Here is a 25276-nt window from a genome sequence, read left to right on the forward strand (position 1 = left end):
TTGAATATGCGGAATTTACAAAAAACTATTCAACGCGCGATGGAAAAAGCGGCAATAAAAACGGGCAGCTCAAGGGCTGCCCGATGGTAAACCTAAAAACGGGTTTTATTTGAACAGATCGGCGCTGACGGTCAGGTTGCCGCCGCTCTTGTTCTGCCACTGGCGGGTGACGTGATAGTACTTGGCGCCTTTCTCGGCCGCGCGTTTCGCCACTTCGGTGGAGACATCGGTCATGCTGTTGAAGTGGCCGGTGAAGGTGACGGAATCGAACGGCACCATCTGCGCGGCGGTCACGTTGTTCACTTCCTGGATCTTGGTGCCGTTAGGCAGCGTGACGGTATAGCGTTGGCCGGTAGAGGACTGGGTTTCGAAGAAACGGCCCACTTCGCGGCTTGGCGAACCGGAAGACGCGACGCCAGGAATTTCGACTTTCGCGGCTGCGGCGCCGCCGGCGGCCAGGGCGGCGCGGCCGGCGTCAGAATCGGCCGGAATGGCGTCCGGGCTCTGCACGCGGCGTTTCGGCGCATCGGCCTTATAGATATAGGCGGTGACGAACTGGTTGCCGCCGGAGTTGGCGTCAACCTGGCGCACGATGAAGAACGAAGCGGCGCCTTTTTTCTTCGCTTCTTTGGAGATGGCGTCGTTGATGTCCGGCTGGCTGCGGTAGAAGCCGCTGACGCTCACGGTATCGTAAGGCTCCAGCAGGTAGGCTTCCTCTTTAGGCAGTTCGTTCACGCCGTTAAATACGCGGTATTTTGGTGTTTTGCTCACTTCTGGCGCATCTTTATGATAAAGGTCTGCGGTGACGCGCCAGTTGCCGCCGTTGTTGCTGTTGTTGCTGTCCTGGATATAGAAGGAATCGGCACCCAGTTTGTCTGCACGGCGGGATACGGCGTCGACGGCTTCATTGATGGCATTGAAGCGGCCGGTAATCGTGATGCGATCAAACGGCTTCAGCGCCGCTGCTTTCTCAGGAGTTAACTCTTGCGCCGCATGAGCAGACAGCGCGGTGAGTGATAACAAGGCTGACGCGATGATCGTGGTCTTCAGCTTCATAAAAAATCCTTTCGCCTAGCGCATTAACGTTTATAACGTACTGAACTGTTTAAGTGTAATTCAGCCGTCGATTATTACATGTAATTCTGAAAACTGTCTCAGCATTTTATGTTATCCCGTGCGACAAATCGCCGATGGCGACGCGGGTCGCACGGATGGCGCCGCCGTCATAAGTTTCCATAATAACGGCTTTGGTGTCATTAATGTTAATTATTCACAAAATGATAACTTTTATGCTTTTACGCCGCGCGCGGCCATAAATCGTTACGCCGGGCGTAAACCTCTTGTCACGCAGAATGTGCTGTTCTGTATGGATTTTTTCACTGTAAATTGCGATTTGTCATATCGCGCGCGGCGTTTTTATGTAAAAACAGGGATGAATGCGTAAGCAATTATGGATCATCGACCTTATTTTCAGTAGGTTATAGTTGGCGCCTGAAATCAGTGCGGGCAAGTTAACGCAACGCTCGCCGGCGGCGCCGTGCTATGGGCAGGAAAATAATAAACATCATCCAAGACAGGTGAGAAGGGAACATTATGCGTATTGGTGTACCAAGAGAGCGGTTGGCCAATGAAGCCCGGGTCGCAGCCACGCCGAAAACGGTGGAACAACTGCTGAAGCTGGGTTTTACCGTCGCGATTGAACGCGGGGCGGGCAAACTGGCCAGTTTTGAGGACGTCGCCTATGAAGCCGCCGGCGCGGCGCTGGTCGACGAAAGCGAAGTGTGGCAGTCGGATCTGATCCTGAAAGTCAACGCGCCGCAAGACGACGAGATCGCCTTGATGCGTGAAGGCAGCACGCTGGTCAGCTTTATCTGGCCGGCGCAAAACCCCGAATTGATGGCCAAGCTGGCGGCGCGCAACGTCACCGCGCTGGCGATGGACTCGGTGCCGCGCATCTCGCGCGCCCAGTCGATGGACGCGCTGAGCTCGATGGCCAACATCGCCGGCTACCGCGCGATCGTCGAAGCGGCGCATGAGTTCGGCCGTTTCTTCACCGGCCAGATCACCGCCGCCGGCAAAGTGCCTCCGGCCAAGGTGATGATCATCGGCGCCGGCGTGGCCGGCCTGGCGGCGATCGGCGCCGCGGGCAGCCTCGGCGCCATCGTGCGCGCCTTCGACACCCGCCCGGAAGTGAAAGAGCAGGTGCAGAGCATGGGGGCGGAGTTCCTCGAGCTGGATTTTGAAGAGGAAGCGGGCAGCGGCGACGGCTACGCCAAAGTGATGTCCGAAGCCTTTATCAAGGCCGAGATGGCGCTGTTCGCCGCGCAGGCGGCGGAGGTTGACATCATCGTCACCACCGCGCTGATCCCGGGTAAACCGGCGCCGAAGCTGATCACCAAAGAGATGGTGGCGTCGATGAAGCCGGGCAGCGTGATCGTCGATTTGGCGGCGCAAACCGGCGGCAACTGCGAACTGACCGTGGCCGACACCATTACCGTGACCGACAACGGCGTGAAAATCATCGGCTATACCGATCTGCCGAGCCGCTTGCCGACCCAATCTTCGCAGCTGTACGGCACCAACCTGGTCAACCTGCTGAAGCTGCTGTCGAAAGAGAAAAACGGCGAGATTGACATCGATTTCGACGATACGGTGATCCGCGGCGTTACCGTGGTGCGCAGCGGTGAAATCACCTGGCCGGCGCCGCCGATCCAGGTCTCAGCCCAACCGAAAGCGGCGCCCGCCGCCGCACCGGCCGCCAAACCTGAAGCTAAACCGACCTCGCCGTGGCTGAAGTATGGCCTGATGGCCCTGGCGATCCTGCTGTTCGGCTGGCTGGCGGACGCGGCGCCGAAAGAGTTCCTGTCGCACTTTACCGTGTTCGCGCTGGCCTGCGTGGTCGGTTACTACGTGGTCTGGAACGTCAGCCACGCGCTGCATACCCCGCTGATGTCGGTTACCAACGCGATCTCAGGGATTATCGTGGTCGGTGCGCTGCTGCAGATCGGCCATGGCGGCTGGGTGAGTTTCCTCTCCTTTATCGCCGTGCTGATCGCCAGCATCAATATTTTCGGTGGGTTCACCGTCACTCAGCGCATGCTGAAGATGTTCCGCAAGAACTAAGGGGTAACAAATGTCTGGAGGATTGGTTACAGCTGCATACATTGTTGCCGCTATTTTGTTTATTTTCAGCCTGGCGGGCCTGTCGCGGCATGAAACGTCGAAGCAGGGCAACCTGTTCGGCGTCGCCGGCATGGCGATCGCGCTGATCGCCACCATCTTGGGGCCGGATTCCGGCAACGTCGGCTGGATCATCATCGCCATGATCATCGGCGGCTCGATCGGCGTCTATCTGGCCAAGAAGGTCGAGATGACCGAAATGCCGGAGCTGGTGGCGGTGTTGCACAGTTTCGTTGGCCTGGCGGCGGTGCTGGTCGGCTTCAACAGCTACCTGGATCACGGCGCGCCGATGGAGCCGGTGATGGCGAATATCCATCTGACCGAAGTGTTCCTCGGCGTCTTTATCGGTGCGGTGACCTTCACCGGGTCGATCGTCGCCTTCGGCAAGCTGCGCGGCATCATTTCTTCCAAACCGCTGATGCTGCCGAATCGCCACAAGCTGAACCTGGCGGCGCTGGTGATCTCGTTCCTGTTGCTGGTGGCGTTCGTGCGCACCGACAGCGTGGGCTGGCAGGTGATAGCGCTGCTGCTGATGACGGCGATCGCGCTGGCGTTCGGCTGGCATCTGGTCGCCTCGATCGGCGGCGCCGACATGCCGGTGGTGGTGTCAATGCTCAACTCCTACTCGGGATGGGCGGCGGCCGCTGCGGGCTTCATGCTGAGCAACGATCTGCTGATCGTCACCGGCGCGCTGGTGGGGTCTTCGGGGGCGATACTGTCTTACATCATGTGCAAGGCGATGAACCGTTCGTTTATCAGCGTGATCGCCGGCGGTTTCGGCAGTGACGGTTCATCCACCGGCGACGCCGAAGAGATGGGCGAATACCGTGAAACCACGGCGGAAGAAGTGGCCGAGCAGCTGAAGAACTCCACCTCGGTGATCATCACCCCGGGCTACGGCATGGCGGTGGCGCAGGCGCAGTATCCGGTGGCGGAAATCACCGAAAAACTGCGGGCGCGCGGCGTGAAGGTGCGTTTCGGCATTCACCCGGTCGCGGGGCGCTTGCCGGGCCACATGAACGTGCTGCTGGCGGAAGCGAAGGTGCCGTACGACGTGGTGCTGGAGATGGATGAAATCAACGACGATTTCCCGGATACCGACACCGTGCTGGTGATCGGCGCCAACGATACGGTGAACCCGGCGGCGCTGGAAGATCCGCGCAGTCCGATCGCCGGCATGCCGGTATTGGAAGTGTGGAAAGCGCAGAACGTGATCGCGTTCAAACGCTCGATGAACACCGGCTATGCCGGCGTGCAGAACCCGCTGTTCTTCAAGGAGAACACCCAGATGCTGTTCGGCGACGCCAAAGACAGCGTGGAAGCGATTCTGCGGGCGCTGCAGAAGTAGAATTGGGCAACCAAAAAAACGGGCCGCTTAGCGGCCCGTTTTTTATGCACGAAGGTTAATCTTCGTCGTCATGCTCGTCATCTTCATCCGCCTCGATCGGGCAGTTGAAGTTTTCCGGTTTAATCACCAGCAGGTCGCATTTCAGATGATCGATCACATGTTCCGCGGTGTTGCCGATAAAGGCGGCTGAAATGCCTGTGCGGCCCAGGGTGCCCAGCACCACCACGCCGGCCTGCAGATGTTCGGCCAGATCGGGGATCACCTCTTCCGGCAGGCCTTTTTCCACGTGGGTGAACTCTTCCTTAATGCAGAATTTCTGCCGCAGCGCCTTCATGGCGATCAGATGCTGGCCGCGAATGGCGTCGTTGTAGACGCTCGGGTCGAAGTCGGGCAATTCGATGGCTATGTTGATCGGGGTAACGGGATAGGCGCCGACCAGATGAACCTCGGTCTGGTTGACGTTTTGCGCCAGTTCGACGGTTTCTTGCACCAGTTTGATATTGAGCGGGTCGTGATAGGGTTCTTCGCTGGCCAGATTGACCGCCACCAGCGCCTTGCCGCCTTCCGGCCAGGGCTGGTCTTTCACCATCCACACCGGGCAAGGGCATTTGCGCAGCAGGTGCCAGTCGGTGGGGGTAAAGATCACCGACTCCAACCGGTCGTGCTGGTGCGCCATTTTCAGCAGCAGGTCATGTTGACCGGAAAGCACTTCCTGAATGATGGCTTCGAAGGGGCGGTTATGCCAGACCACTTTGATTTCGATCGGCACGCCGTCGTTGAGGTAAAAGCGGCACTGCTCGTTGATCCAGGCGGCGCGTTGGCTGATCACACCTTGCCGCATCGCCGTTCTTTCATCCGGAGAGAGCAGGGTCGTCATTTCGTAAGAGAAGTCATAGATGGGCAGGAAGGCCTTGATGCGCCCGCCGTTCCGTTTTACCAGGTATACGGCGCGGCGCAATGCCGGCTGATCGTCCTGATTGGGGTCAATAGCCACCAGAAGATTCTGATACTTCGCCATAGGGCCTCCTTACAGCTGAAATCAACAGTCTGTTAATTTACAGAGTAACCCAACATTGAAAAACAGAACAACAACGGAAGCGTGCCGGATCAACAATTTCGGTGAAATGTTGATCCGGCGGGGGGATCAGGCGTTGACGGTCACGTTGATGCGCGGCGTACCGGCCAGCACCGACAGCGCGTCGGCGTTTTCGATGGTGATGTATTTGCCTTTCACGCTGAGGATTTCGCTTTTCTGGAAGCGACCCAGCAGGCGGCTGATGGTTTCCACCGTCAGCCCAAGGTAGTTGCCGATGTCGCCGCGGGTCATGGTCAACCGGAACTCACGCGGTGAGAAGCCGCGCTCCGCAAAGCGGCGCGACAGGTTGTAAACGAACGCCGCCAGGCGCTCTTCGGCGTTTTTCTTCGACAACAGCAGGATCATGTCCTGGTCGCCTTTGATCTCGCCGCTCATCAACCGCATGATTTGCTGACGCAGGTTCGGCATTTTGCCGGACAGATCGTCGAGGGTCTCGAACGGGATCTCGCACACCATCGAGGTTTCCAGCGCCTGAGCGAAGCTCGGATGCTTCAGGCCGCCGATGGCGTCGAAGCCTACCAGGTCGCCCGCCAGGTGGAAGCCGGTGATCTGCTCATCACCTTGCTCGGTGATGGTGTAGCTTTTGATGGTCCCGGAACGGATCGCGTACAGCGATTTCAACTCGTCGCCGGCCTTGAACAAGGTCTGGCCTTTCTGGATGGGCTTCTTCCTCTCGATAATGTTGTCGAGCTGGTCCAGCTCGTGAGCATTGAGGGTGAAAGGAATGCACAGCTGGCTGATGCTGCAGTCCTGGCAATGGATCGCACAACCACCAGACTGGATACGACGAATCACGCGTTTTTCCGGGATCATAGATTACGCTCATTCAATAATTGATATGAGTCAATTTTAACATCTTTTGCTGCAGCTGATAAGGGTGGCATTAGCATGAATAGGGGTATTGTGTGCGAATTTTGCGCACACATGCCGCCGATTATTCTGTATCGGACTGAAGTTATGAGTATTATTTGTGACTTATGCGTTTTATTCACACAAGTTATTAATAGTGCCCTGCGGGCACGAGCGCGGCGTTGGGCACTGTGCTTTATTAAGCAGCGCCAAACAATGGCGCTGGATAAGCCGATCGCAGCGGCTACAGCAAACTTTTCGGCAGGTAGCCTTCATGCTGCAGCAGCCACTGCTTGCGCTGTACGCCGCCGGCATAGCCGGTCAGCGCGCCCTGCGAACCGATCACTCGATGGCAGGGCACCACGATGCTGATCGGATTTGAACCGTTGGCCATGCCGACGGCGCGCGAGGCGGTCGGACGGCCGATGCGTTGCGCCAGCTGGCCGTAGGTCAGGATCTCGCCACAGGGGATTTGGCGTAGCTGTTGCCAGACGGTGCGCTGGAACTCGGTGCCGGCGGTCATCACCGGCAACCGATCGATAATGCTCAGTTCCCCGGCGAAATAGCGCTGCATGGCGTCGGTCAGCCCGCTGGGATCGCGCTGTTCGCGCAGGGTAAACCGATCGGCGCGGTAGTGGGTGTTCAGCAGCTTCATCAGGCGCGCTTCGTGATCGGTCCAGTCGATCGCCCGCAGGCGCCCCTGTTCATCGGCAATCAGCACCAGTTCTCCCACCGGCGTGGCGGTACGATCAATCAAAAAAGTCTGCATCTGGCTCACTCCTCAGTTTAGTGTGGCGATTATCGCATGAAATGGGAGGGAGCGATGGCGGATTTCGGACATGCTGATGGGCAACCGCAGGGTTGCCCGAATAGCCGGCTTACGGTAAGGCGGGGAGTTATTGTGCGATAAATTTATAAAATAAATTTATAAGTCATCAAGACAAGTTGCGTCTTGTTTATTATTTCAGCAGGCAGTAACGCTTTGTGCTTACTTATAGCTGATAGTCACGCGCTTTAAATGGGGATCGTTATTCACCAACTCACTGCTGACGGCAGAAACTAATTCTTTTGGCATCTCTTTTAACGAAGAGGATATATACCCGTTCTGATATTCCGTCACTTTACCGAAGCAGCTGGAGATAAGCTTTTCATCCTGATGTTTGACGGTGCAGGCCGGTGTGGTAATGGCGCCGGTGAAGCGCACGACGCCAGAGGCGAACTGGCTGCCGGAAAGCGGTTTTGCTTGCAGAGCGAAGGGCAGAATGACCAATGCGCTTAATACGGCTAAGTAATGGTTCATACGCTGTTCCTTTCAGAGTAAAAACACTGCCAATTAAAAAACAAGCGCGCTTGTTTTCATAAAATAAGCTATTTCGTCTGGCGAAATAAAAACGAATGGGCAAAAATCCTACTGCCCGCATTCAATGAATTTGATAATAGGGAGGTAGGATGAGTAAAACCATGATTTGGATCATAGTGAAGACCGGTTAATGATTTCAGGCGCGGGCGGGATAACAGGCTGTGATCGTTCTCTCAGGAAAGTCGGGCAATGGCAGCCGTTTTCGCCCTCGTTGCGCGGCCGCAGCAACGGGGGCGAGAGCGGGATTACAGCATGCCGCTGCTGCCGCAGATGCGGATCTTTTCCGCCACCACTTCTTTCATCGCCAGCTTGCCGGGGACGATGTATTTGCGCGGATCGTTGGCGTCCGGGTGCTGCGAAAAGTAGCTTTTTACCGCATCGGCGAAGGCGATTTTCAGTTCGGTGGCGACGTTGACCTTGCAAACGCCGAGCGAGATCGCGCGCTTGACCATTGCTTCCGGAATGCCGGAGGCGCCATGCAGCACCAACGGCACGTCCACCTGTTCGCGGATCAGCGCCAGGCGTTCGAAGTCCAGCTTCGGTTCGCCGTGGTACAGGCCGTGGGCGGAACCGATCGCCACCGCCAGTGAGTCGATGCCGGTGGCGGCGACAAACTCGCGCGCGGCGGCCGGATCGGTATAGAAGCTGTCCGCCGTATCGACGATCAAATCGTCTTCCTGCCCGCCCAGGCGACCCAGCTCCGCCTCCACGCTGGCGCCGTAGCGGTGACACAGGGCGACCGCGGCGGCCACCTTGGCGATGTTCTGTTCAAACGGCAAGTGGGAAGCGTCGATCATTACCGAGCGAATGCCGCTTTTTACCTTGTGCTCGATGTCGTCCAGTTCTTCGTGATGATCGAGATGCAGCGCCAGCGGCAGATCGTAGCGGTGCGCGGCCGATTGGCAGATGCCGATCAGGTAGTCGGTGCCGGCATAGCTGAAGGTGCCGGGCGTGCCGGCCATGATCACCGGCGAGCGCAGCTCGGCGGCGGTCTCCGCCACTACCTGCACGGTTTCCAGATTGTGGACGTTAAACGCCGGCACGGCGTAACCCTGGCGCTGCGCCTTGAGCAGCATGTCTCGGTTGGCTATCAGATACATGGGATCTCCTTACAGCTCGAGGGAAGGAAAACGGTAAATCGTCACGCCTTTCACCACCCGGTTAACCTCGCCGGTCGGGCAAGGGTTGTCCGGGGTCAGCCCCAGCGCCAGCGAACTCTCGAAGGCCAGCATCTGGCTGAACAGCAGATACGGGAACAGCAGCCAGATATCGTCAGCGGCATCGTGCATATGCAGCAGGGCATCGGCGAGAGGTTGGCGTTCGCCGGTCAACCCGACCAGCTGCATCGCCTGCCCATCGCGCTGCAGCTCGTTCCACAGGTCGCGGTCATACTGACGGGCGTAGTCGTGGTGGGAGAACATCAGCACCACCAATGTCTGGCCGTCGACCATAAATTTCGGGCCGTGGCGCAGGCCGAGCGGCGAGTCGTAGCGCGTAACGATGCGGCCGGCGGTCAGCTCCAGCATCTTGAGCGAAGCCTCTTCGGCGAGGCCGGTAAAGCAGCTGCCGCCGAGGGTGATATAACGGCGGAAACCGCTGGCGGCCAGCGCCTTCACCTGCGGCTGCAGCGTTTCGCGCAGTGTGCGGCAGCGCTGCACCATGGCGTTCAACGGCGCCTGGGCGGCCTCAAGCGACGTTGGGCCGAGCAGCAGCGCGGCGCTCAGCATCATGCAGCTGAAGCTGGAGGTCATGGCGAAGCTCTGATCGTTGGCGCCCTGCGGCATTACCAGCGAGCAGACGTTGCCACGCTGATGCGCGTACTGCGCCAGCCGGCTGTCCGGGTTGCACACCAGCATCAGATGATAGCTTTCCGGCAGCAATTGATCGGCCAGCTCCACCGTCGCCACGCTTTCCGGGCTGTTGCCCGAACGGGCGAAGGAGACCAGCAGCGTCGGCCGGTCAGGGTCGAGATACTGCAGCGGGTTGGCGACAATATCGGTGGTGCCGTAAGCCACCACGTCGCGGCCGGTGCGTTCGCGCAGCCAGGGGGCCAGGGCGCGGCCGGCAAATGCCGAACTGCCGGCGCCGCACAGCACGATTTGCAGGCGCGGATTGGCCAGCAGCGGCGCCAGGAACGGCTGCCACTGCGCCTGTTGATCCTGCAGTTGGCGATGCAGCGTCGCCCACAAATCCGGCTGTTGCCAAATTTCTGCGGCGGTATGCCAGGCGTTGCGCTGCTTCAGCCAATTCGTCTCGTAAGAGAAATACGCGTTCATGATGACAGCTCCTTAAAAAGCCTCGGTTAACGGTCGGCGATAATCACGTCGATCCCTAAATGGTGCAGCGCCTGCAGATAGTGTTCAGGAATGCGGCTGTCGGTGACCAGGCGGTGGATCTGGCCGATGTCGCGGATCATGCAAAAGCTGGTGCGGCCGAATTTGCTGGCGTCGGCGATGGCGATGACTTCGCGCGCCACCTCGCACATCACCCGGTTCAGCTGCGCTTCGCCCGGATCCGGCGTGGTGATGCCGCTCGCGAGATCGAAGCCGTCGACGCCGAGAAAAAGCTTGTCGAACCGATACTGGCGCAGCTGTTGTTCGGCGGCGGGGCCGTACAGCGACCAGGCTTTGCGGCGCACGCTGCCGCCGACCACCATCAGGTCGATCTGCTCGTTGTTGGCCAGTTCGAAAGCGATGTTGAGCGCGTTGGTCATCACCACCAGATCCTTTTTCCCCGCCAGCTGCGGCGCCATTTGGCTGGTGGTGGAGCCGGAGTCGAGGATGATGGCGTCGCCGTCTTCAATCAGCGCCGCCGCCGCGCAGGCGATGGCGTGTTTTACGTCGCGATTGATGCGGCCCTTGTCCTGCAGCGGGCGGTCGAAGGCGAACTGTTTATTCAACATGGCGCCGCCGTAGGCGCGCACCGCGCAGCCGTGTTTTTCCAGCTGGCGCAGATCGCTGCGGATGGTGACGCTGGACACCGAAAACTGCTGGCTAAGCTGCTCCACGCGCACCGTGCCCTCGCGGCACAGCTGGTCGATAATTAATTCCCGGCGTTTTGCGGTATTGATCATTAATGCAGACTCCTGATTTACCTGTAGCCGTGCCCGACCGCGGCTTAATAAGCCGCAGCGATACCGACCGGAGCGCTTTCAGTTGTTCGTGGCGAATTACAGCAAACGAAACACTGAAATGCAATCGATTAATTTTAAAATATCTATATCTATCAGTTGGTTATATTTGATTTTGCTTTCGGTTGAGCGGCAACCGAAAGCGGTGTTAACGCAAAGTGAAAACGGCAAATTCGTTATTTTTCAGTCGCCAATTCCCAGCGCTTATTCATTCAGTCCATCGATGCCGAAAGCCGCAGCGATCGCTCGACAACCGCCGGGCTTTCACTGTTTTTTTTATGCCGGCGCGCTTAAAAGCGCTGCGCCGCGCACGCCGCTGCTGTCACCGTGCACCGGCGGGAACACCGCCGCCGGTTCCACGCCCGGCAGCAGCCAGCGCCGCATCGCCGGCGGCAACAGCCGATACAGCTCGCCGACGTTGGACAGCCCGCCGCCCAGCACGAAGGCATCGACGTCCAGCAGCAGCTGTAAGCCGGCCAGCGCGCTGGCCAGGATGTCGACGTACATGGTCATCAGCTGTTGTGCGAGCGCATCACCGGCACGATAGCAGGCGACCAGCGCCGGCACGTCGGCGGCCGGATGGGAGAAATGGCGGCTCAGCGCCAGCAGCCCGCTGCCGGAGACGTAGCGTTCAAAGCAGCCGGTCAGCCCGCAGTTGCAGCTGAACAGCGGCAGATCGTAACGCTGCGCCAACTGGGCCGATATCGGCATATGACCCCATTCGCCCGCCACGCCGCTGCGCCCCTTGTGCAGTTGCCGGTTCACCACCAGGCCGCCGCCGGCTCCGGTGCCGATGATGGCGCCGAACACCAGCGGCAGGTGCGCGGTTTGCGGCGTGCTGGCTTCCGACAGCGCGAAGCAGCGGCAGTCGTTCTCGATGGCGATAGGTCGCGCCAGCGCCTGCGTCAGGTCATCCGCCAGGCAATGGCCGGTCAGGCAGGGCACGTTGACCGCTAACTGGCGGCGGCTGACGGGATCGGTGATCCCCGGTAAACCGATGCCGATGCTGCCGCGCGTGTGCAGTTTGCGATCCGCCTGCTCGGCCAGCCCGGCGATGCAGGCCACGAACTCGCCGTAATCGCCGGTTGGGGTGCGCACCCGCTGGAGCAGCACCTGATTGAACCGGCGATCGTAAGCGGCCATTTCAATTTTGGTGCCGCCGATGTCGAAGCCGTAACGCATCTCTCTCATCGCCATGCTTTAGGCTCCGCTCAGGGCGATCACCGCCGCCTCGCGGCGCGCGCGTTCGGCGGCGAACACCATCAGATGGCTCTCCAGCGCTTCCGCCGGGCCGGCCAGCACCTGGCTCGGATCGTTGGCGCGAATAGCCGCGATAAAGTGCTGCATCAGGTAGTAGTCGCCGCCGCCGTGGCCGGCCATGGCGTGCAGATCCTGGCCGGCGTCGGTGTCGTAATGCGTTTCACCGTCGTCGAGGAACGAGGTGATGCGAATATGGCGGCCGTCGCCCTCCAGGCAGCCGCGGCTGCCAAAGATGCGGGTGTGCCGATCTTCGTGGCGGGTAAAGGCCGTCATGGTGAACGACGCGGTGCGGCCGCCGGCGAACTGCATGTTGACCACCTGATGGTCGACCACGTTATTGTCGCAGCGGTAGACGCAGCGGCCGTAAGGCCCGTCTCGCAGCGCCGCCCGCAGCGTCGTCTGGTCGGGTTCTGGCGTCAGCACGCGCAGAAAACCGGGCGTGGCCTTGTGATTGTCGCCCAGATAGATGCGTTTGGCGGAATAGGGGCAGTTTGCCTCTACCGCGCAATCCAGGCAGTTGTCCGCCGCGCCGGCCGGTTGGTTTTCCTGGCGGAAGTGGCGCAGGTTGCCGAAGGAGCTGACCTGTTCGCAGGGCTGCTCCATCACGTAGCGGATCCAGTCGATGTCGTGGCAGGATTTCTGCAGCAGCATAAAGGCGGCCTGCCGATCGTTGCGCCAGTTGCCGCGCACGAAGGAGTGCGCCTGATGCCAGTAGCCGACCGGTTCCAAATGTTGCAGGCTGATGATGTCGCCGATCGCGCCGTCGCGCAGCAGCTGCTTGAGCTTTTGGGTATAGCGGGTGTAACGCAGCACGTGGCCGACCGAGAAGATCAGCTTTTGGCGCGTCACCTCGGCGACGATGGCGCGGCACTCGTCGGCGTCCGGCGACAGCGGTTTTTCCAGCAACATGGCGTAGCCCAGGCGGGCGAAGGCCAGCGCCGGTTCGAGGTGCATCTGATCCTGGGTGCAGATCAGCACCGCGTCGGCCAGCTTGCCGGCGCCGGCGGCCTGACGCCAGTCGGTGAAGACGTTTTCCGGCACGATGGCATGCTGCGCCACGAACGGCTCGCGGTAGGCGTCGCGCGGTTCCGCTACCGCCACCACCTGCATCAAATCGGGATGCGCCAGCGCATAGCGCGAGTAGATTTCACCGCGCGCCCCGGCGCCGACCACCAGCACCCGCACCGGGCGATGGGCAAAGCTGTTGGGTTGTGTTGACGACATTGCTGGATACTCCGCTGTTGTTATTTGAGGTTTTGGCCGCTGAGCTCGTCGAACAAATGCGCGCGCGTCAGATCGAATGCCAGATGAATGTTTTCGCCGAGGCGCGGCTCCCAATCCGGCAGCGACGCCATGCGCAGCACGAAGCGCAGATCGGCCAGTTCGCAGTGCAGCAGCTCTTCGTTGCCCATGCGCTCGATAGTGACGATCTGCGCCGGGAAACAGTTGGCGCTGCCGGGCGCGCACAGCCGCAAGGACTCCGGCCGGATGCCGAGACACACCCGCGCATGCGGGTAGTCCGCCAATTGCCGTTGCAGCGCAGGCGGCAGATCGAGCTGGTGCTGCAGGCCGATACGCAGCCGCACCGTTTGGCCGTCGCGCACGATCGCCAGATCGTGCAAATTCATCGACGGGCTGCCGATAAACTCGGCGACGAAACGGTTGGCGGGGTGGTGGTACAGGTTGATCGGTTTATCCACCTGCATGATGGCGCCGCGGTTCATCACGCAAATGCGATCGCCCATGGTCATCGCCTCGACCTGATCGTGGGTGACGTACACCATGGTGGCGGCGGCGCCTTCCTGCTTCAGCTGGTTGTGCAGTTCGATCAGTTGCACGCGCATCGACACCCGCAGCTTGGCGTCGAGGTTGGACAGCGGCTCATCGAACAGGAACACCTTGGGTTTGCGCACGATGGCGCGGCCGACCGCCACCCGCTGGCACTGGCCGCCGGAGAGCTGGCCCGGCTTGCGCTGCAGCAGATTGGTGATCTCCAGCTTTTCCGCCGCGTCGCGCACCCGGCGGTCGATCTCGGCCTTGCTCTCTTTGCCGATCAGGCCGAACGCCATGTTCTTGTACACCGTCATGTGCGGGTACAGCGCATAGTTCTGGAACACCATGGCGACGCCGCGATCCTTCGGCATGCTGTCGTTGACGCAGCGATCGTGGATCAGGATCTGCCCCTCGCTGACGCTCTCCAGCCCGGCGATCATCCGCAGCAGGGTGGATTTGGCGCAGCCGGACGGGCCGACGAACACCATAAATTCCCCGTCCTCAATGTCCAGATCGACGCCGTGCAGCGCGTGGAAACCGTTGGGGTACACTTTTTTAACGCTATTTAACTGAATTCCGGCCATGTCGTTTACCTTGTCTGCGCGTTAGCCTTTCACCCCGGCGCTGGCGATGCCCTGGATGAAATAGCGTTGGAAAATAATGAACAGCATCAGCATCGGGATCACCGCCATCAGCGCCCCGGCCATCAGCAACGGGTATTCCACCCCGGCGCGGCTGGAGAGCGAGGCCAGGCCAACCGGCAGCGTCAGCTTCTCGGTGGTGGTATTGACGATCAGCGGCCACATCAGGTTGTTCCAGCTCCACAGGCCGTTGATGATGACGCAGGCGATAATGCCGGGCCGGATCAGCGGCAGCATGATGCGCCAGAAGATGGCGAAGTAGCTGTAACCGTCGATCAACGCCGCTTCCTCCATCTCCTTCGGCACCGCCAGGAAGAACTGGCGCAGCAGAAAGGTGGCGTAAACGCTGAAAATGCCCGGCAGCACCAGCCCGGTGATGCTGTTGACCAGCCCCAGCTTCTGCACCACCAGGAATTGCGGGATCAGAAACGCCTGTCCGGGCACCATCAGGATCGACACGCACACCAGAAACACCGCGTCGCGGCCGCGAAAATGCAGGCGCGAGAAGCCATAGGCGGCCAGGGTGGCGATCGCCATCTGCAGGGTGACGGTGAAGAAGGTCGCCAGCAGCGAGTTGAGATAAAAACCGGCGAACGGGATTTCGTGCATCACCCGGCTGTAGGCCTGCAGGCTGGGATGCGCCGGCAGCAGCGTCAGCGGGATCTGAATGCTCTCGGCCTGGGTTTTCAGCGAGGTCACCAGCATCCAGATAAAAGGCACCACAGAGGCCAGCGCCGCCAGCCCCATAAACAGGTACACCAGCGTTTTCTTGCTTGCGTTCATGTGCAGCTCCTCAGCTGACTTTCAGGCGCTTGCCGATCGCCATTTGAATCAGGGTGATCACCAACGTGACGGCGAACAGCACCACGGTGATGGCGGAGGCGTAACCTTTTTCCTGCAGGTAAAACGCGTACTTGTAGAACAGGTTGGTGACGGTCATCACGTCGTTCTCCACCAGTGCGCGGTCGAACATCAGGAACACCACGTCAAAGATTTGCAGGATCTCGATAAAGCTCATCACCGACACGAAGAACAGCGTCGGCACCATCATCGGCAGCGTGATGCAGAAGAAGCGCCGCAGGGTGCCGATGCCGTCGATGTCCGCCGCTTCGTACAGCTGGCGCGGAATGCTCTGCAGCCCGGCCAGCAAAATGATGATTTTCAGCGCCAGCGACGACCAGATGATGATGATGGACACGCTGATGCGCACCACGTCCGGATCGGACAACCAGGCGACCGGCGCAATGTGCAGCAGGCCCAACGCCTGATTGATCAGGCCGAAATCCTTGTTGAACAGCCATTGCCACACCATGGCCACCGCCGCTGGCATGGTGACCGCCGGCAGGAACAGCAGGGTGCGCAGCAGGCCTTTGCCGCGGATGTTCTGGTTGAGGCCAATCGCCAGCAGCAGCGACAGGCTCAGGCTGATCGGCACGCAGACCACCACGTAAAACAGGGTGTTGGCGGCGGCAGTGTAGAAGTCGTCGTCTTCAAACAGGTTGAGATAGTTATCGACGCTGATGCTGCTCCAGCGCATGAATTGGTTCAGATCGGTAAAGCTGTAGAAAATGTTCTGCAAAAAGGGGATCAGGTAAAACACCGTCACCCCCAACAGCAGCGGCAGGATCATCACCCAGCCCCAGAAGCGTTCGGCGCGTTCGAGCCGATTGAGCGCGGGGCGGGCGGTGCGCCGGGATGGTTTCAGGGTGACCGTAGCCGTTTCTGCCAGCGACATGTTGCCATTCCTCACCTATGACGTTCAGCGTGGGTCCACCGCGGCGCGCGCTCGGGGCAGCGCGCCGCGGCGGGGCGATTACTGCTCCATGACGCGCGCGATCTTCTTGACCGATTTGTCCATTTCCTGTTTGGCGTCCGCGCCCATAAAGATCTTCTTCAGGCTGGCGATCCACATGTTTTGCCACTTCGGCGTATTGGTGCCGGCGGTGGGGTAAGCCTGGGTCACTTCCAGGGTCTGGATGTAAGGCGAGACGTCGACTTTCTGAATCTGCTGCGCCCAGACTTTGGCTGCCGTCTTGTTGGCCGGGATCACCACCTTGGCCAGCTCCGCCTGTGAGGCCTCGCTGCTCATGAAGGCGATATATTTCCAGGCGGCCTGCTTGTGGGCGCTTTTCGCCGACATGGCGAAGGCCAAACTGTGGGCCACGCCGGACTGGCGTTCAATTTTGGGCATCATCACCACGCCGATGTGGTCGTTGATCAGCGGGTTATTGGCGAACGGCGCCGCCAGCCAGGAACCGGCATAGACCATCGCGGCGCGGTTGGACTGGAAGATGTTCTCGGTTTTGACTTCGCTCATCTGCTGGGCGCTTGGCATCAGGCCGTCTTTCATCATGCCCTGCAGCTGCTGATAGACCCAGAGGGATTTGTCGTTGGCGATGTCGGTGGGCTGGCCATCTTTCGGCACGATGTGATTGCCGTTTTGGAACAGCAGGTTCATGTAACTGTCCTGACCGTCGATGCTGAGATCCATCACCAGCGGGAAGGCGGCGCCTTTCAGCCCGTTTTTCAGCGCGGCGGCCTTGCTCTTCAGATCGTCCCAGCTCCAGTCGCTGGTGGGATAGCTGACGCCGGCCTGATCGAACAGTTTTTTGTTGTACCACACGGCGATGGAATCGACGTCGCGCGGGATGGCCATCTGTTGGCCGTCGTACTGATAGGCTTTCACCGAGCTGGCGACCACGTCGTCCAGTTTAAGGCCGCTGTCCTTAATATAGGGCGCCAACGGCTCCATAATGCCGTTTTTGGCGTACTGCACAAAATAAGGCATATTGATCCAGAATATATCTGGCGCTACGCCGCCGGCAGCGGCGGAATCTAATTTAACGAAATATTGCGCCGAGGGAGTTAATTCTATTTCTATTCTTATATCCGGATTAGCCTGTTCAAAACGCTTGGCAATCTCCTGTTCGGCGGGTAATTGGTTTCTGTCCCAAACGGCATAGCGTAAAGTTATTTTATCTGCGGCATGGAGCAGCGTAGGTAATAATAATGCGCTGGCAAGAATAGAATGCGCCAGCAGGCGGCCGGTATTTTTTATCGGTGACATTGCTTTCCCCTCGGTGAGCGACGAATAGCGTTTTTCGCAACGTAAATTCTTTCTATCCCTTAACTTTCAATGTGTCAATACACCCCCAAACGCCCAAAAATGGGGCGACAATGTTTCGTTGTTGTTAAAATCGAAAGGCTTTCACGGCCAAGTGAAAGGCACTTCCGTTCACATTTCATTAACCTTTTGGCGGGGTTTATCCCCGGTGGCGCGGCATTTAGCGGCCTTCGCAGGCATAGGAATAACTGATAACCCTTGCACCATAATGGGGATTAAAAATATTTTTATTGTGCAAGCTTCAGCTTCTTTCATTTTTGTGATGCAAATAAACAAAAAAATCTTGCTGGGGCTGTCCGAGGAGGGCGCTTGAACGTTTTTTATTGCCGGCTATTGTTTGTGGCGATAAAAGACGCTAGCCTGAATCTCACAACGTTTATTCATCAAAAATAAAGAGGGCGAAATATCATGCGCCTGTCTCTGGTATTTACGCATTGCCTGGAAAAAGTATTTCATCGCCAAAATATGCCGCCCATTGCCGTGGAAAATCGGCTGAGCGGGTTAAATAACGAGGTGCTGTCCTGGCAGGCGGTGTACTGTTTGCAAACTCCGGGCAACGAGACTCGCCATGAGCTGTGTTATCAACTCGACGGGCCGCTGGCGGAGTATATCAGCGTGCGCCAGGTGCAATCGGTGCCGAGCGGTTTTCCCTGTTATCGCGAGACCGATGAGAATTACCTGACCACCGAGCCGGGCTTATTTCCCGATCCGCTGATGCCGCTGCCGCAACGGCGTTTTTTTGCCGCCTGCCGCTATTATGGCAGCCTGTGGTTGACCCTGACGCCGCCGGCCGACGCGCAACTGGCCGGCGACTTTCCGTTGACCCTGCGGCTGCTGGATGCCCAGAGCGGCGAGGCGCTGGCCGAGGCCACACTGACGCTGCATCTGGTGCCCGCGGCGTTGCCGCCGCAAACGCTGTTGCACACCGAATGGCTGCACACCGACTGCCTGGCGGATTACTACCGTTTGGCGGTGTTCAGCCCGGCGTACTGGCGCGCGGTACGCAACTTTGTGCGCTGCGCGGTGCAGGCCGGCGTCAATATGCTGCTGACGCCGCTGTTCACGCCGCCGCTGGATACCGCCGTCGGCGGCGAACGGACCACGGTACAGTTGGTGAGGGTGACACATTCGGCGCACGGGTATGGCTTCGATTTCAGCCGTTTGGCGCAGTGGGTGGCGTTGGCGCAGGAAGAGGGCATCGAGCACTTCGAAATCGCGCCGCTGTTTACCCAATGGGGCGCGGCGCATGCGCCGAAGATAGTGGTGGAGGAGCAGGGCGAGACGCGAACGCCGTTCGGCTGGCACACCGATGCGCAGGGCGAAGCGTATCAGCGTTTCCTACAGGCGCTGCTGCCGGCGTTGACCGCCTGGTTCCGCGAACGGGGGCTGGAACGGCAGGTATGGTTCCATGTTTCCGATGAGCCGACGTTGGACAACCTGGCGGCCTACCGGCGCGCCAGCGCCGCGCTGCGCCCGCTGCTGGATGGCTTCCGCACCTTCGATGCGCTGTCGGATTTCGCGTTTTATCAGCAAGGCCTGGTGGAAACCCCGGTCGTTGCGACCGACCACCTCGAACCTTTTATCGAACACCAGGTCCCCGGCCTGTGGGCCTATTACTGCTGCGTGCAGAAGACTGAGGTCGCCAATCGCTTCTTCGCTCAGCCTTCGGCGCGCAACCGCATATTGGGCGTGCAGCTGTATCTGTACCGCATCGCCGGCTTTCTGCACTGGGGATTCAACTTCTATAACAGCGCCCATTCGCGTGAACGCATCAATCCGTACGCGGTGACCGACAGCGGCCATGCGTTTCCCTCCGGCGATCCGTTCGTGGTCTATCCCGGTGAGGATCTGCAGCCGGTGGAGTCGCTGCGCCTGCGGGTGCTGCACCAGGGTCTGCAGGACATGCGCGCACTGCAGCTGCTGGAGAGTTTGACCGATCGGGCGACGGTGGAAGCGCTTATAGAAAGTGAGCTGGGCATGCGCATCACCTTCAAGCGTTATCCGCACCAGGCCGGGCCGCTGCTGCGCCTGCGCGACGCGGTAAACCGCCGCATCGAAGCGTTGCTGGCGCCGATGTGAAGGCAAGTGGGGGCGAAAATGCGTCTTTCACTCCCAATTCGCCATTACTTTGCTATACCTGATAGTCGATGGATTCACTTTATTGTCATGTAACTGACATGTCAGAGTCACGGCTCTGGCTTAAGTTTGCAGCGACTACGTCAGGAGATAACGCGATGTTCAGCCTGGATTCTCTGTTGCAAGATGCATTTCCACACCGTAATACCCCCGCCTGGCAGCGCAGCCTGCTAAGAACCCTTCTCTTCGAAAAAGAATTCAAACAGTTCGCCGCCGATTATCCCCATCTGAAAGGGCTCGATCTGATCGAGCAGGTGGTGGACTACTTTAACCTCAGCTGCGAATTGGTGGACGGCGATCTGGAAAACATCCCGAGCCAGGGGCCGGTGGTGCTCGTGGCCAATCACCCGATCGGCTCGCTCGACGGCTTGGTATTGCTGCGCGCCGTTGCCGCGGTGCGCCCGGACGTGAAAGTGGTGGCCAACCAGCTGCTGACCTACATTGAACCGCTGCGCAGCCTGTTCGTGCCGGTGGATAACGTCGCTTATAAAACCAGCCGCAAACAGATTGAAGGCATGCAGCAGCAACTGGACAACCAGGGGGCGCTGATCCTGTTCCCGGCTGGCGAAGTGTCGCGCATGAGCCCGAAAGGCATCCGCGACGGCCACTGGCATACCGGTTTTCTGCGCCTGGCCGCCAAAGCGCGCGCGCCGATCGTGCCGATCCACATCAGCGCACGCAACAGCAACCTGTTCTACTTTACCTCTCTGGTCTACCGGCCGCTGTCGACCTTGCTGCTGGTGCGCGAAATGTTCCAGCAGCGGGGCGGGCGCATCAAGATCCGCGTCGGCGGCCGCGTGCCGTTCGCCAACTGGCACGACGGCCACACCAGCGCCAAGGATCTGGCGGAGCGTTTTCGCCGCCACGTCTATCGTCTGGGCCAGGGCAAGCCGGGGCTGTTCGCCAGCGAATCGCCGATCGCGCTGCCGGAAGATCGTCTGGAGCTGAAAAAGGCGCTGGCGAACTGCGAACGGTTGGGGGTAACGCCGGACGGTAAAACCATCTATCTCTATCGTCGTCATGACGAAGCGCGTACGCCAATTCTGCGCGAGCTGGGGCGCCTGCGCGAGATCGCCTTCCGCGCGGTGGGGGAAGGATCCGGCCGCCGCCGCGATCTGGACAGCTACGACGACGATTACTACCACCTGGTGCTGTGGGATGAGGAGGAGCTGGAGATCGTCGGCGCCTATCGCTTTATCCCTACCGCCGAACAAATTGCGCGCAAAGGGCTGGAAAGCATCTACAGCAACAGCCTGTTCCATTATGACCGCGATATGGAACCGATCCTGGCGCAGGGCATCGAGCTGGGGCGCAGCTTCATTCAGCCGGCCTATTGGGGCAAGCGCGGGCTGGACTATTTGTGGCTGGGCATCGGCGCCTATCTGTCGAAATACCCGCAGTACCGCTATCTGTTCGGCCCGGTGTCGATCTCCGGCGGCATGCCGCTGGCAGCACGTGATTTGCTGATCGCCTTCTATCGGCTCTATTTCTCGCCGGATCACGCGTTCGCGCAGTCGCGGCGGCCTTATCCGGCGTCGCTGCCGCAGGTGCTGGCGCAGTTTGCCGGGGACAACTATCAGGAAGATCTGGTGCGGCTGAAGAGCCTGCTCAGCAATATCGGTTGCTCGATCCCAACGCTGTACAAGCAGTACACCGAACTGTGCGAACCGGGCGGGGTACAGTTTATCGATTTCGGCACCGATCCGGCGTTCAACAACTGTATCGACGGGCTGGTGTTGGTGGATACCACGCGGCTCAAGCCGTCGCGGTATCAGCGTTACATCGCGGTGCACCAGCCGCAGCCGGCCGAGACGGCATGACTACAGTCTGACTCATGCCTTTTTGATCTAAGCACGACCTTGGGGCCGGCGACGGGATAGCGCTACGATAAACGTTTTGCTTTCCACCGCCGGAGCCTTTCATGCCTCATTCGTTTATCCCGCCGTTATTGTCCGCCGATGAACCGCCCGCCGCCGCCGTTGAAACCCCGCGCGGCAAAGCGCCATTTTTGCTGCTATGCGATCACGCCGGTAAGGCGATACCGCAATCTCTTGGCGATCTCGGCTTACCGCCGGGGGAGATCGAGCGCCACATCGGCTGGGATATCGGTGCGCTGGGCGTATCGCGCCATCTGAGCCGCCAACTGGACGCCACGCTGATTCATCAGCGTTACTCACGGTTGGTGATCGACTGCAACCGCGCGCCCGGCATCGCCAGCTCGATCCCGCATTTGTCTGAACTGACGCCGATACCCGGCAATATCGGCATCGACGCCGAACACGCGCTGGCGCGTGAGCGCGAGGTATTTTTGCCGTATCACCACGCCATCGACGAGCATCTGGGGCAACGTCAGCTGCGCGAACTGCCGACGGCGGTGATCGCCATGCACAGTTTCACACCGGTGTTCAAAGGGGAATCGCGCCCCTGGCAGGTGGGGTTGCTGTTTAATCGCTACCCGGAATTTGCCCGGCTGCTGGCCGAGCTGCTGCGCGAAGAGGGGGATTTGCAGGTGGGGATCAACGAGCCCTATGCAATGACCGACGCCACCGACTACACGTTGCCGGTGCACGCGGAACGGCGCGGGTTGCCTTACGTCGGCATCGAAATTCGCCAGGATCTGATCGCCGACGAACGCGGGCAACAGGCATGGGCGAAACGTTTCGCGCGCCTGCTGCCGCAGGCCTGGCAACGCTGGCAAATTTGACTTTAGGAATATTCCCAGAGATGATAACCATAAGGAATACATAAGACGTCATTAGAAAAAAAAGCCAGGAGAGACGTGTGGAGCACAGCGATAACGGACTGTTTATCAAACGGGAGCGTTTTGAAGTTCTGGCGATTCTGCGTGAAATTTGCAAACAACGCACGCCGCTGCGCGTAGAAAATCAGCAGCACCGGTTTCAAAGTCTGTTATTGAGCGTCGGGCCGGACAATATCGTGTTTAGCGGTGAGGAAGCGGAAAACGCCATCGACGGCGCCTGCACCATCGTGATTGAAAGCCACGACGCCAAAATCGAGTTTTCCGTCGGCCAGGCGGAGCTGACCGAACATCAGGGCGTCCAGGCCTGCTCGACCCGGCTGCCGCAGGAGTTGGTCTACATCCAGCGCCGCCGCCAGTTCCGCATCACCACGCCGCACTGGCGCCAATTCTTCTGTACCGGCGAATACCCGGACGGCACGCCTTATGAGCTGCGTATCCACGATCTGTCCGCCGGCGGCGTCGGTTTGCGCTTCGATGGTCCACTGCCGGATTTCTTCCAGCCGGGTCTGCAGTTCAAGAAAGCGGTGTTGGATCTGGGCAGCTACGGCAGCTTCAAGGTCAATATGGAGCTGGTGGTGGTCAACGACGATCAGGAAACCGACGATAACGACCAGGTGGTGCACTTCTCGCGCCTGTCGTGCCGTTTCCTCAAGCTGGGGCTGGCGATGGAGCGCAAAATTCAGAGCGCGGTGTTCGCCTTCGAGCTGGATTTCAACAAAAAGAAAAAACGCTGATATTTATCAGGGGCGGGCATGCTGCCCCTGACTCTCCACAGGTCTTACGGTTTTAATGCCCGCAGGCTGCCGATCTCTTCCCAACCGAAATGCGCCGCTTCGGCCAGCACGTCGCACACTTCGCCGCCGGCGGCGATCACGGCCGCGTCGAGCGCGGCGCCCTGCAGCAGATGGCTCACCAGCAGTGCGGTGAACAGATCGCCGGTGCCTTTGACCGCCGATTTGACCTTCGGATGGGTAAAGCACTGCGCTTCCTGCCGGGTGACCAACATTAAACCCACTTCGTCTTCGTGCTGTGCCACGCCCGGCGCGCTGGTGACCAGCACCCATTCGGTGGTGTCGTTCAACAGCGCCTGCGCGGCGCGTTGCGTCTGCTCCCGGCTGCTCAGAGAGCGGCCGCACAGCTGCTCCAGTTCGAAGCCGTTCGGCGTCAGGCCGTTGGCCAGCCGCAGGAACGGTGAACGATAGCAATTGACGATGCGCTCATCCACGTAGATCCCTTCGCCGTAATCGCCCATCACCGGATCGATATAGATCCTTATCTGCGGATTGAGGGCGCGCACCCGCTGCAGCCAGTTGGCCAGAATATGGCACTGCATCACGTCGCCCAGGTAACCGACGATCACCGCCCGGGTGCGTTTCATCACGCCGCGGGCGATCAGATCGTCGAGAAAGCCGCCGAACCACTCGCCGGAGATGACGCCGCCATGCGGCTTGCCGTAATAGGGCGGGCAGCCGAACAGCACGCTGGGCACCTGCAGCGCTTCCAGCCCCTTTTTCAGCAGGGCGCGGTAGGCGATGCCGTTGCCGACGCTGCCGTAAACCACCTGAGATTGAATGCTGATCACGTCGATGGGCGGTGATCGCAAGGGTGAAGCCTGTTGCATGAGTTACATCCTTGGTTCGTTATTATCCAGCCAGCGGGCGAACACCTGCCGCGCGCGCTGTTCCAGCTGTGCGCCGTGGCGCGCCGCCTGTTCGCGAAGGCTCTGGGGCGCGACGCCGGCCAGCTCCAGCTCGCAGGCATGGCCAATCAACCAGCGTTCGATATCGCGGTGATCCGCCTCCAGATGGAACTGCAGACCGAGCGCGAACCCCTGATAGTCGAAAGCCTGATGCGGGCAAATCGCCGTGCTGGCCAGGCAGCGGGCGCCGTCCGGGATCATGAACATATCGCCGTGCCAATGCAGCACCGGCGTATCGGCCAGCGGCGCCAGCACAGAGTCGTCTTGTGCCGCGAGCGTGGTCAGCGGAGCGAAGCCGATCTCTTTGACGCCGAGCGAAATCACGTCGGCGCCCAGCGCCTGGGCGATCACCTGAGCGCCGAGACACACCCCGAGGGTCGGCCGCCGCTGCGCGAGGCGCTGTTTGACCAGCGCCAATTCATGGTCGAGAAAATCATAGCGCTGCTCACCGGAAAAGTGCCGGGCGGCGCTGATCGGCCCGCCGAGCACCACCAACAGATCGGTCTCTTCATTATTGATAGCACGAATATCATCGCGACCGGCATCGTAATAGTCGATCTGATAGCCGCGCAGCGAGAGCAGGGAACCGAGAATACCCAGGTTTTCAAAATTGACGTGTCGAATGGCGACGGCTTTTTTCATTGTTTAACCTCGTGAGCGTGGGTGAACGGCGTCAGCGCCAGCGACTCGCCCAGCACCGTGATGCCCTGCGCGCCGCTCTGGTAGACGATGCGGCGTTCGCTGACCTGGCTGAGCTGCACCTGATAACCCTGCGCGGCCGGGAACAGCGCGCACGCCTGCTCCAGCTGATCGGCTGCCCAGGGGGTGAACATCTCCAGGCGGGCAAAGGCTTTTCCTGCATACTGAATGTCGAGCACGTAATGTTTATCCATGGAACCCCTTACTTTTGGCCGCGGAA

At 59.7% G+C, this 25276-nt stretch carries 24 protein-coding genes; 7 read left to right on the forward strand and 17 right to left on the reverse strand.

Going from position 1 to position 25276, the window contains the following annotated elements; genetic code table 11:
- Positions 1-105: 105 nt before the first annotated feature.
- The gene (gene ydgH / locus JL05_RS15850; protein ID WP_004938291.1) at positions 106-1056 is read right to left on the reverse strand and encodes a DUF1471 family protein YdgH; all 951 of its coding nucleotides are present in this window, start codon (positions 1054-1056) and stop codon (positions 106-108) included.
- A 118-nt stretch (positions 1057-1174) separates the two neighbouring features.
- On the opposite strand from ydgH, the gene JL05_RS25400 reads away from it, so the two are divergent.
- The 3 genes from JL05_RS25400 (at position 1175) to pntB (ending at position 4528) form a co-directional block, all read left to right on the forward strand.
- Positions 1175-1444 (forward strand): hypothetical protein, encoded by a 270-nt coding sequence (locus tag JL05_RS25400; protein WP_126181076.1) that lies wholly within the window; start codon positions 1175-1177, stop codon positions 1442-1444.
- Positions 1445-1593: 149 nt separating this feature from the next.
- Positions 1594-3123, forward strand: a complete 1530-nt coding sequence (gene pntA / locus JL05_RS15855; RefSeq protein WP_004938288.1) for a Re/Si-specific NAD(P)(+) transhydrogenase subunit alpha — start codon at positions 1594-1596, stop codon at positions 3121-3123.
- A 10-nt stretch (positions 3124-3133) separates the two neighbouring features.
- The gene (gene pntB / locus JL05_RS15860) at positions 3134-4528 is read left to right on the forward strand and encodes a Re/Si-specific NAD(P)(+) transhydrogenase subunit beta (RefSeq protein ID WP_033632945.1); all 1395 of its coding nucleotides are present in this window, start codon (positions 3134-3136) and stop codon (positions 4526-4528) included.
- A 55-nt stretch (positions 4529-4583) separates the two neighbouring features.
- Here the strand turns inward: pntB and uspE are convergent, their stop codons facing one another.
- From uspE to JL05_RS15925, 13 genes are all read right to left on the reverse strand, one after another.
- The gene (gene uspE / locus JL05_RS15865) at positions 4584-5546 is read right to left on the reverse strand and encodes a universal stress protein UspE (protein WP_004938281.1); all 963 of its coding nucleotides are present in this window, start codon (positions 5544-5546) and stop codon (positions 4584-4586) included.
- 126 nt (positions 5547-5672) lie between these two features.
- Complete coding sequence (gene fnr / locus JL05_RS15870) at positions 5673-6437, reverse strand: fumarate/nitrate reduction transcriptional regulator Fnr (RefSeq protein ID WP_004938278.1); 765 nt, start codon at positions 6435-6437, stop codon at positions 5673-5675.
- A gap of 280 nt (positions 6438-6717) precedes the next feature.
- Positions 6718-7242 carry a methylated-DNA--[protein]-cysteine S-methyltransferase gene (gene ogt, locus JL05_RS15875; RefSeq protein ID WP_004938274.1) on the reverse strand — a complete coding sequence of 175 codons (525 nt, stop codon included), beginning with the start codon at positions 7240-7242 and terminating at the stop codon, positions 6718-6720.
- Between the two features lie 219 nt (positions 7243-7461).
- Positions 7462-7773 carry a YmdA family protein gene (locus JL05_RS15880; RefSeq protein ID WP_033632946.1) on the reverse strand — a complete coding sequence of 104 codons (312 nt, stop codon included), beginning with the start codon at positions 7771-7773 and terminating at the stop codon, positions 7462-7464.
- 305 nt (positions 7774-8078) lie between these two features.
- The gene (locus JL05_RS15885; RefSeq protein WP_033632947.1) at positions 8079-8933 is read right to left on the reverse strand and encodes a tagatose bisphosphate family class II aldolase; all 855 of its coding nucleotides are present in this window, start codon (positions 8931-8933) and stop codon (positions 8079-8081) included.
- Positions 8934-8942: 9 nt separating this feature from the next.
- Complete coding sequence (locus JL05_RS15890; protein ID WP_033632948.1) at positions 8943-10109, reverse strand: SIS domain-containing protein; 1167 nt, start codon at positions 10107-10109, stop codon at positions 8943-8945.
- A 26-nt stretch (positions 10110-10135) separates the two neighbouring features.
- Positions 10136-10906, reverse strand: a complete 771-nt coding sequence (gene agaR, locus JL05_RS15895) for a transcriptional repressor AgaR (RefSeq protein WP_021503775.1) — start codon at positions 10904-10906, stop codon at positions 10136-10138.
- A gap of 333 nt (positions 10907-11239) precedes the next feature.
- Positions 11240-12145, reverse strand: a complete 906-nt coding sequence (locus tag JL05_RS15900; RefSeq protein ID WP_033632949.1) for an ROK family protein — start codon at positions 12143-12145, stop codon at positions 11240-11242.
- An 18-nt stretch (positions 12146-12163) separates the two neighbouring features.
- Positions 12164-13447 carry a Gfo/Idh/MocA family protein gene (locus tag JL05_RS15905; protein ID WP_033632950.1) on the reverse strand — a complete coding sequence of 428 codons (1284 nt, stop codon included), beginning with the start codon at positions 13445-13447 and terminating at the stop codon, positions 12164-12166.
- Positions 13448-13467: 20 nt separating this feature from the next.
- On the reverse strand, positions 13468-14580 hold the full coding sequence (locus tag JL05_RS15910; RefSeq protein ID WP_004938255.1) for an ABC transporter ATP-binding protein: 1113 nt from the start codon (positions 14578-14580) through the stop codon (positions 13468-13470).
- Positions 14581-14601: 21 nt separating this feature from the next.
- Positions 14602-15420, reverse strand: coding sequence for a carbohydrate ABC transporter permease (locus JL05_RS15915; RefSeq protein ID WP_033632952.1), 819 nt, complete (start codon positions 15418-15420; stop codon positions 14602-14604).
- 10 nt (positions 15421-15430) lie between these two features.
- Positions 15431-16372 carry a carbohydrate ABC transporter permease gene (locus JL05_RS15920; RefSeq protein WP_025302955.1) on the reverse strand — a complete coding sequence of 314 codons (942 nt, stop codon included), beginning with the start codon at positions 16370-16372 and terminating at the stop codon, positions 15431-15433.
- Between the two features lie 78 nt (positions 16373-16450).
- Positions 16451-17704, reverse strand: a complete 1254-nt coding sequence (locus tag JL05_RS15925; RefSeq protein WP_033632953.1) for an ABC transporter substrate-binding protein — start codon at positions 17702-17704, stop codon at positions 16451-16453.
- A gap of 465 nt (positions 17705-18169) precedes the next feature.
- Between JL05_RS15925 and JL05_RS15930 the strand changes: the two genes are divergently transcribed.
- The 4 genes from JL05_RS15930 to JL05_RS15945 all read left to right on the forward strand — a co-directional run bounded on the left by JL05_RS15930 (position 18170) and on the right by JL05_RS15945 (position 23392).
- Positions 18170-19840: a DUF4091 domain-containing protein gene (locus JL05_RS15930; RefSeq protein WP_033632954.1), complete on the forward strand. Its 1671-nt coding sequence runs from the start codon at positions 18170-18172 to the stop codon at positions 19838-19840.
- Positions 19841-19995: 155 nt separating this feature from the next.
- Entirely contained in the window at positions 19996-21717 is a 1722-nt protein-coding gene (gene olsF / locus JL05_RS15935) for an ornithine lipid synthase OlsF (protein ID WP_015377973.1), read from the forward strand.
- A gap of 101 nt (positions 21718-21818) precedes the next feature.
- A complete protein-coding gene (locus JL05_RS15940; RefSeq protein WP_033632955.1) occupies positions 21819-22601 on the forward strand; it encodes an N-formylglutamate amidohydrolase in 783 nt (260 codons plus the stop codon).
- A 77-nt stretch (positions 22602-22678) separates the two neighbouring features.
- Positions 22679-23392 carry a flagellar brake protein gene (locus tag JL05_RS15945; protein WP_033632956.1) on the forward strand — a complete coding sequence of 238 codons (714 nt, stop codon included), beginning with the start codon at positions 22679-22681 and terminating at the stop codon, positions 23390-23392.
- A gap of 44 nt (positions 23393-23436) precedes the next feature.
- On the opposite strand, the gene JL05_RS15950 is transcribed toward JL05_RS15945, so the two are convergent.
- From JL05_RS15950 to JL05_RS15960, 3 genes are read right to left on the reverse strand one after another with little or no spacing between them, the layout of a single operon-like run.
- On the reverse strand, positions 23437-24279 hold the full coding sequence (locus JL05_RS15950) for a PfkB family carbohydrate kinase (protein ID WP_033632957.1): 843 nt from the start codon (positions 24277-24279) through the stop codon (positions 23437-23439).
- Positions 24280-24282: 3 nt separating this feature from the next.
- On the reverse strand, positions 24283-24999 hold the full coding sequence (locus tag JL05_RS15955) for a glutamine amidotransferase (RefSeq protein WP_033632958.1): 717 nt from the start codon (positions 24997-24999) through the stop codon (positions 24283-24285).
- Complete coding sequence (locus tag JL05_RS15960; RefSeq protein ID WP_004938217.1) at positions 24996-25250, reverse strand: hypothetical protein; 255 nt, start codon at positions 25248-25250, stop codon at positions 24996-24998. The genes JL05_RS15955 and JL05_RS15960 overlap by 4 nt, the downstream gene beginning before the upstream one ends.
- Between the last annotated feature and the right edge of the window lie 26 nt (positions 25251-25276).

Origin of the sequence: Serratia nematodiphila DZ0503SBS1 (assembly GCF_000738675.1) — a bacterium.
Taxonomy (GTDB): domain Bacteria; phylum Pseudomonadota; class Gammaproteobacteria; order Enterobacterales; family Enterobacteriaceae; genus Serratia; species Serratia nematodiphila.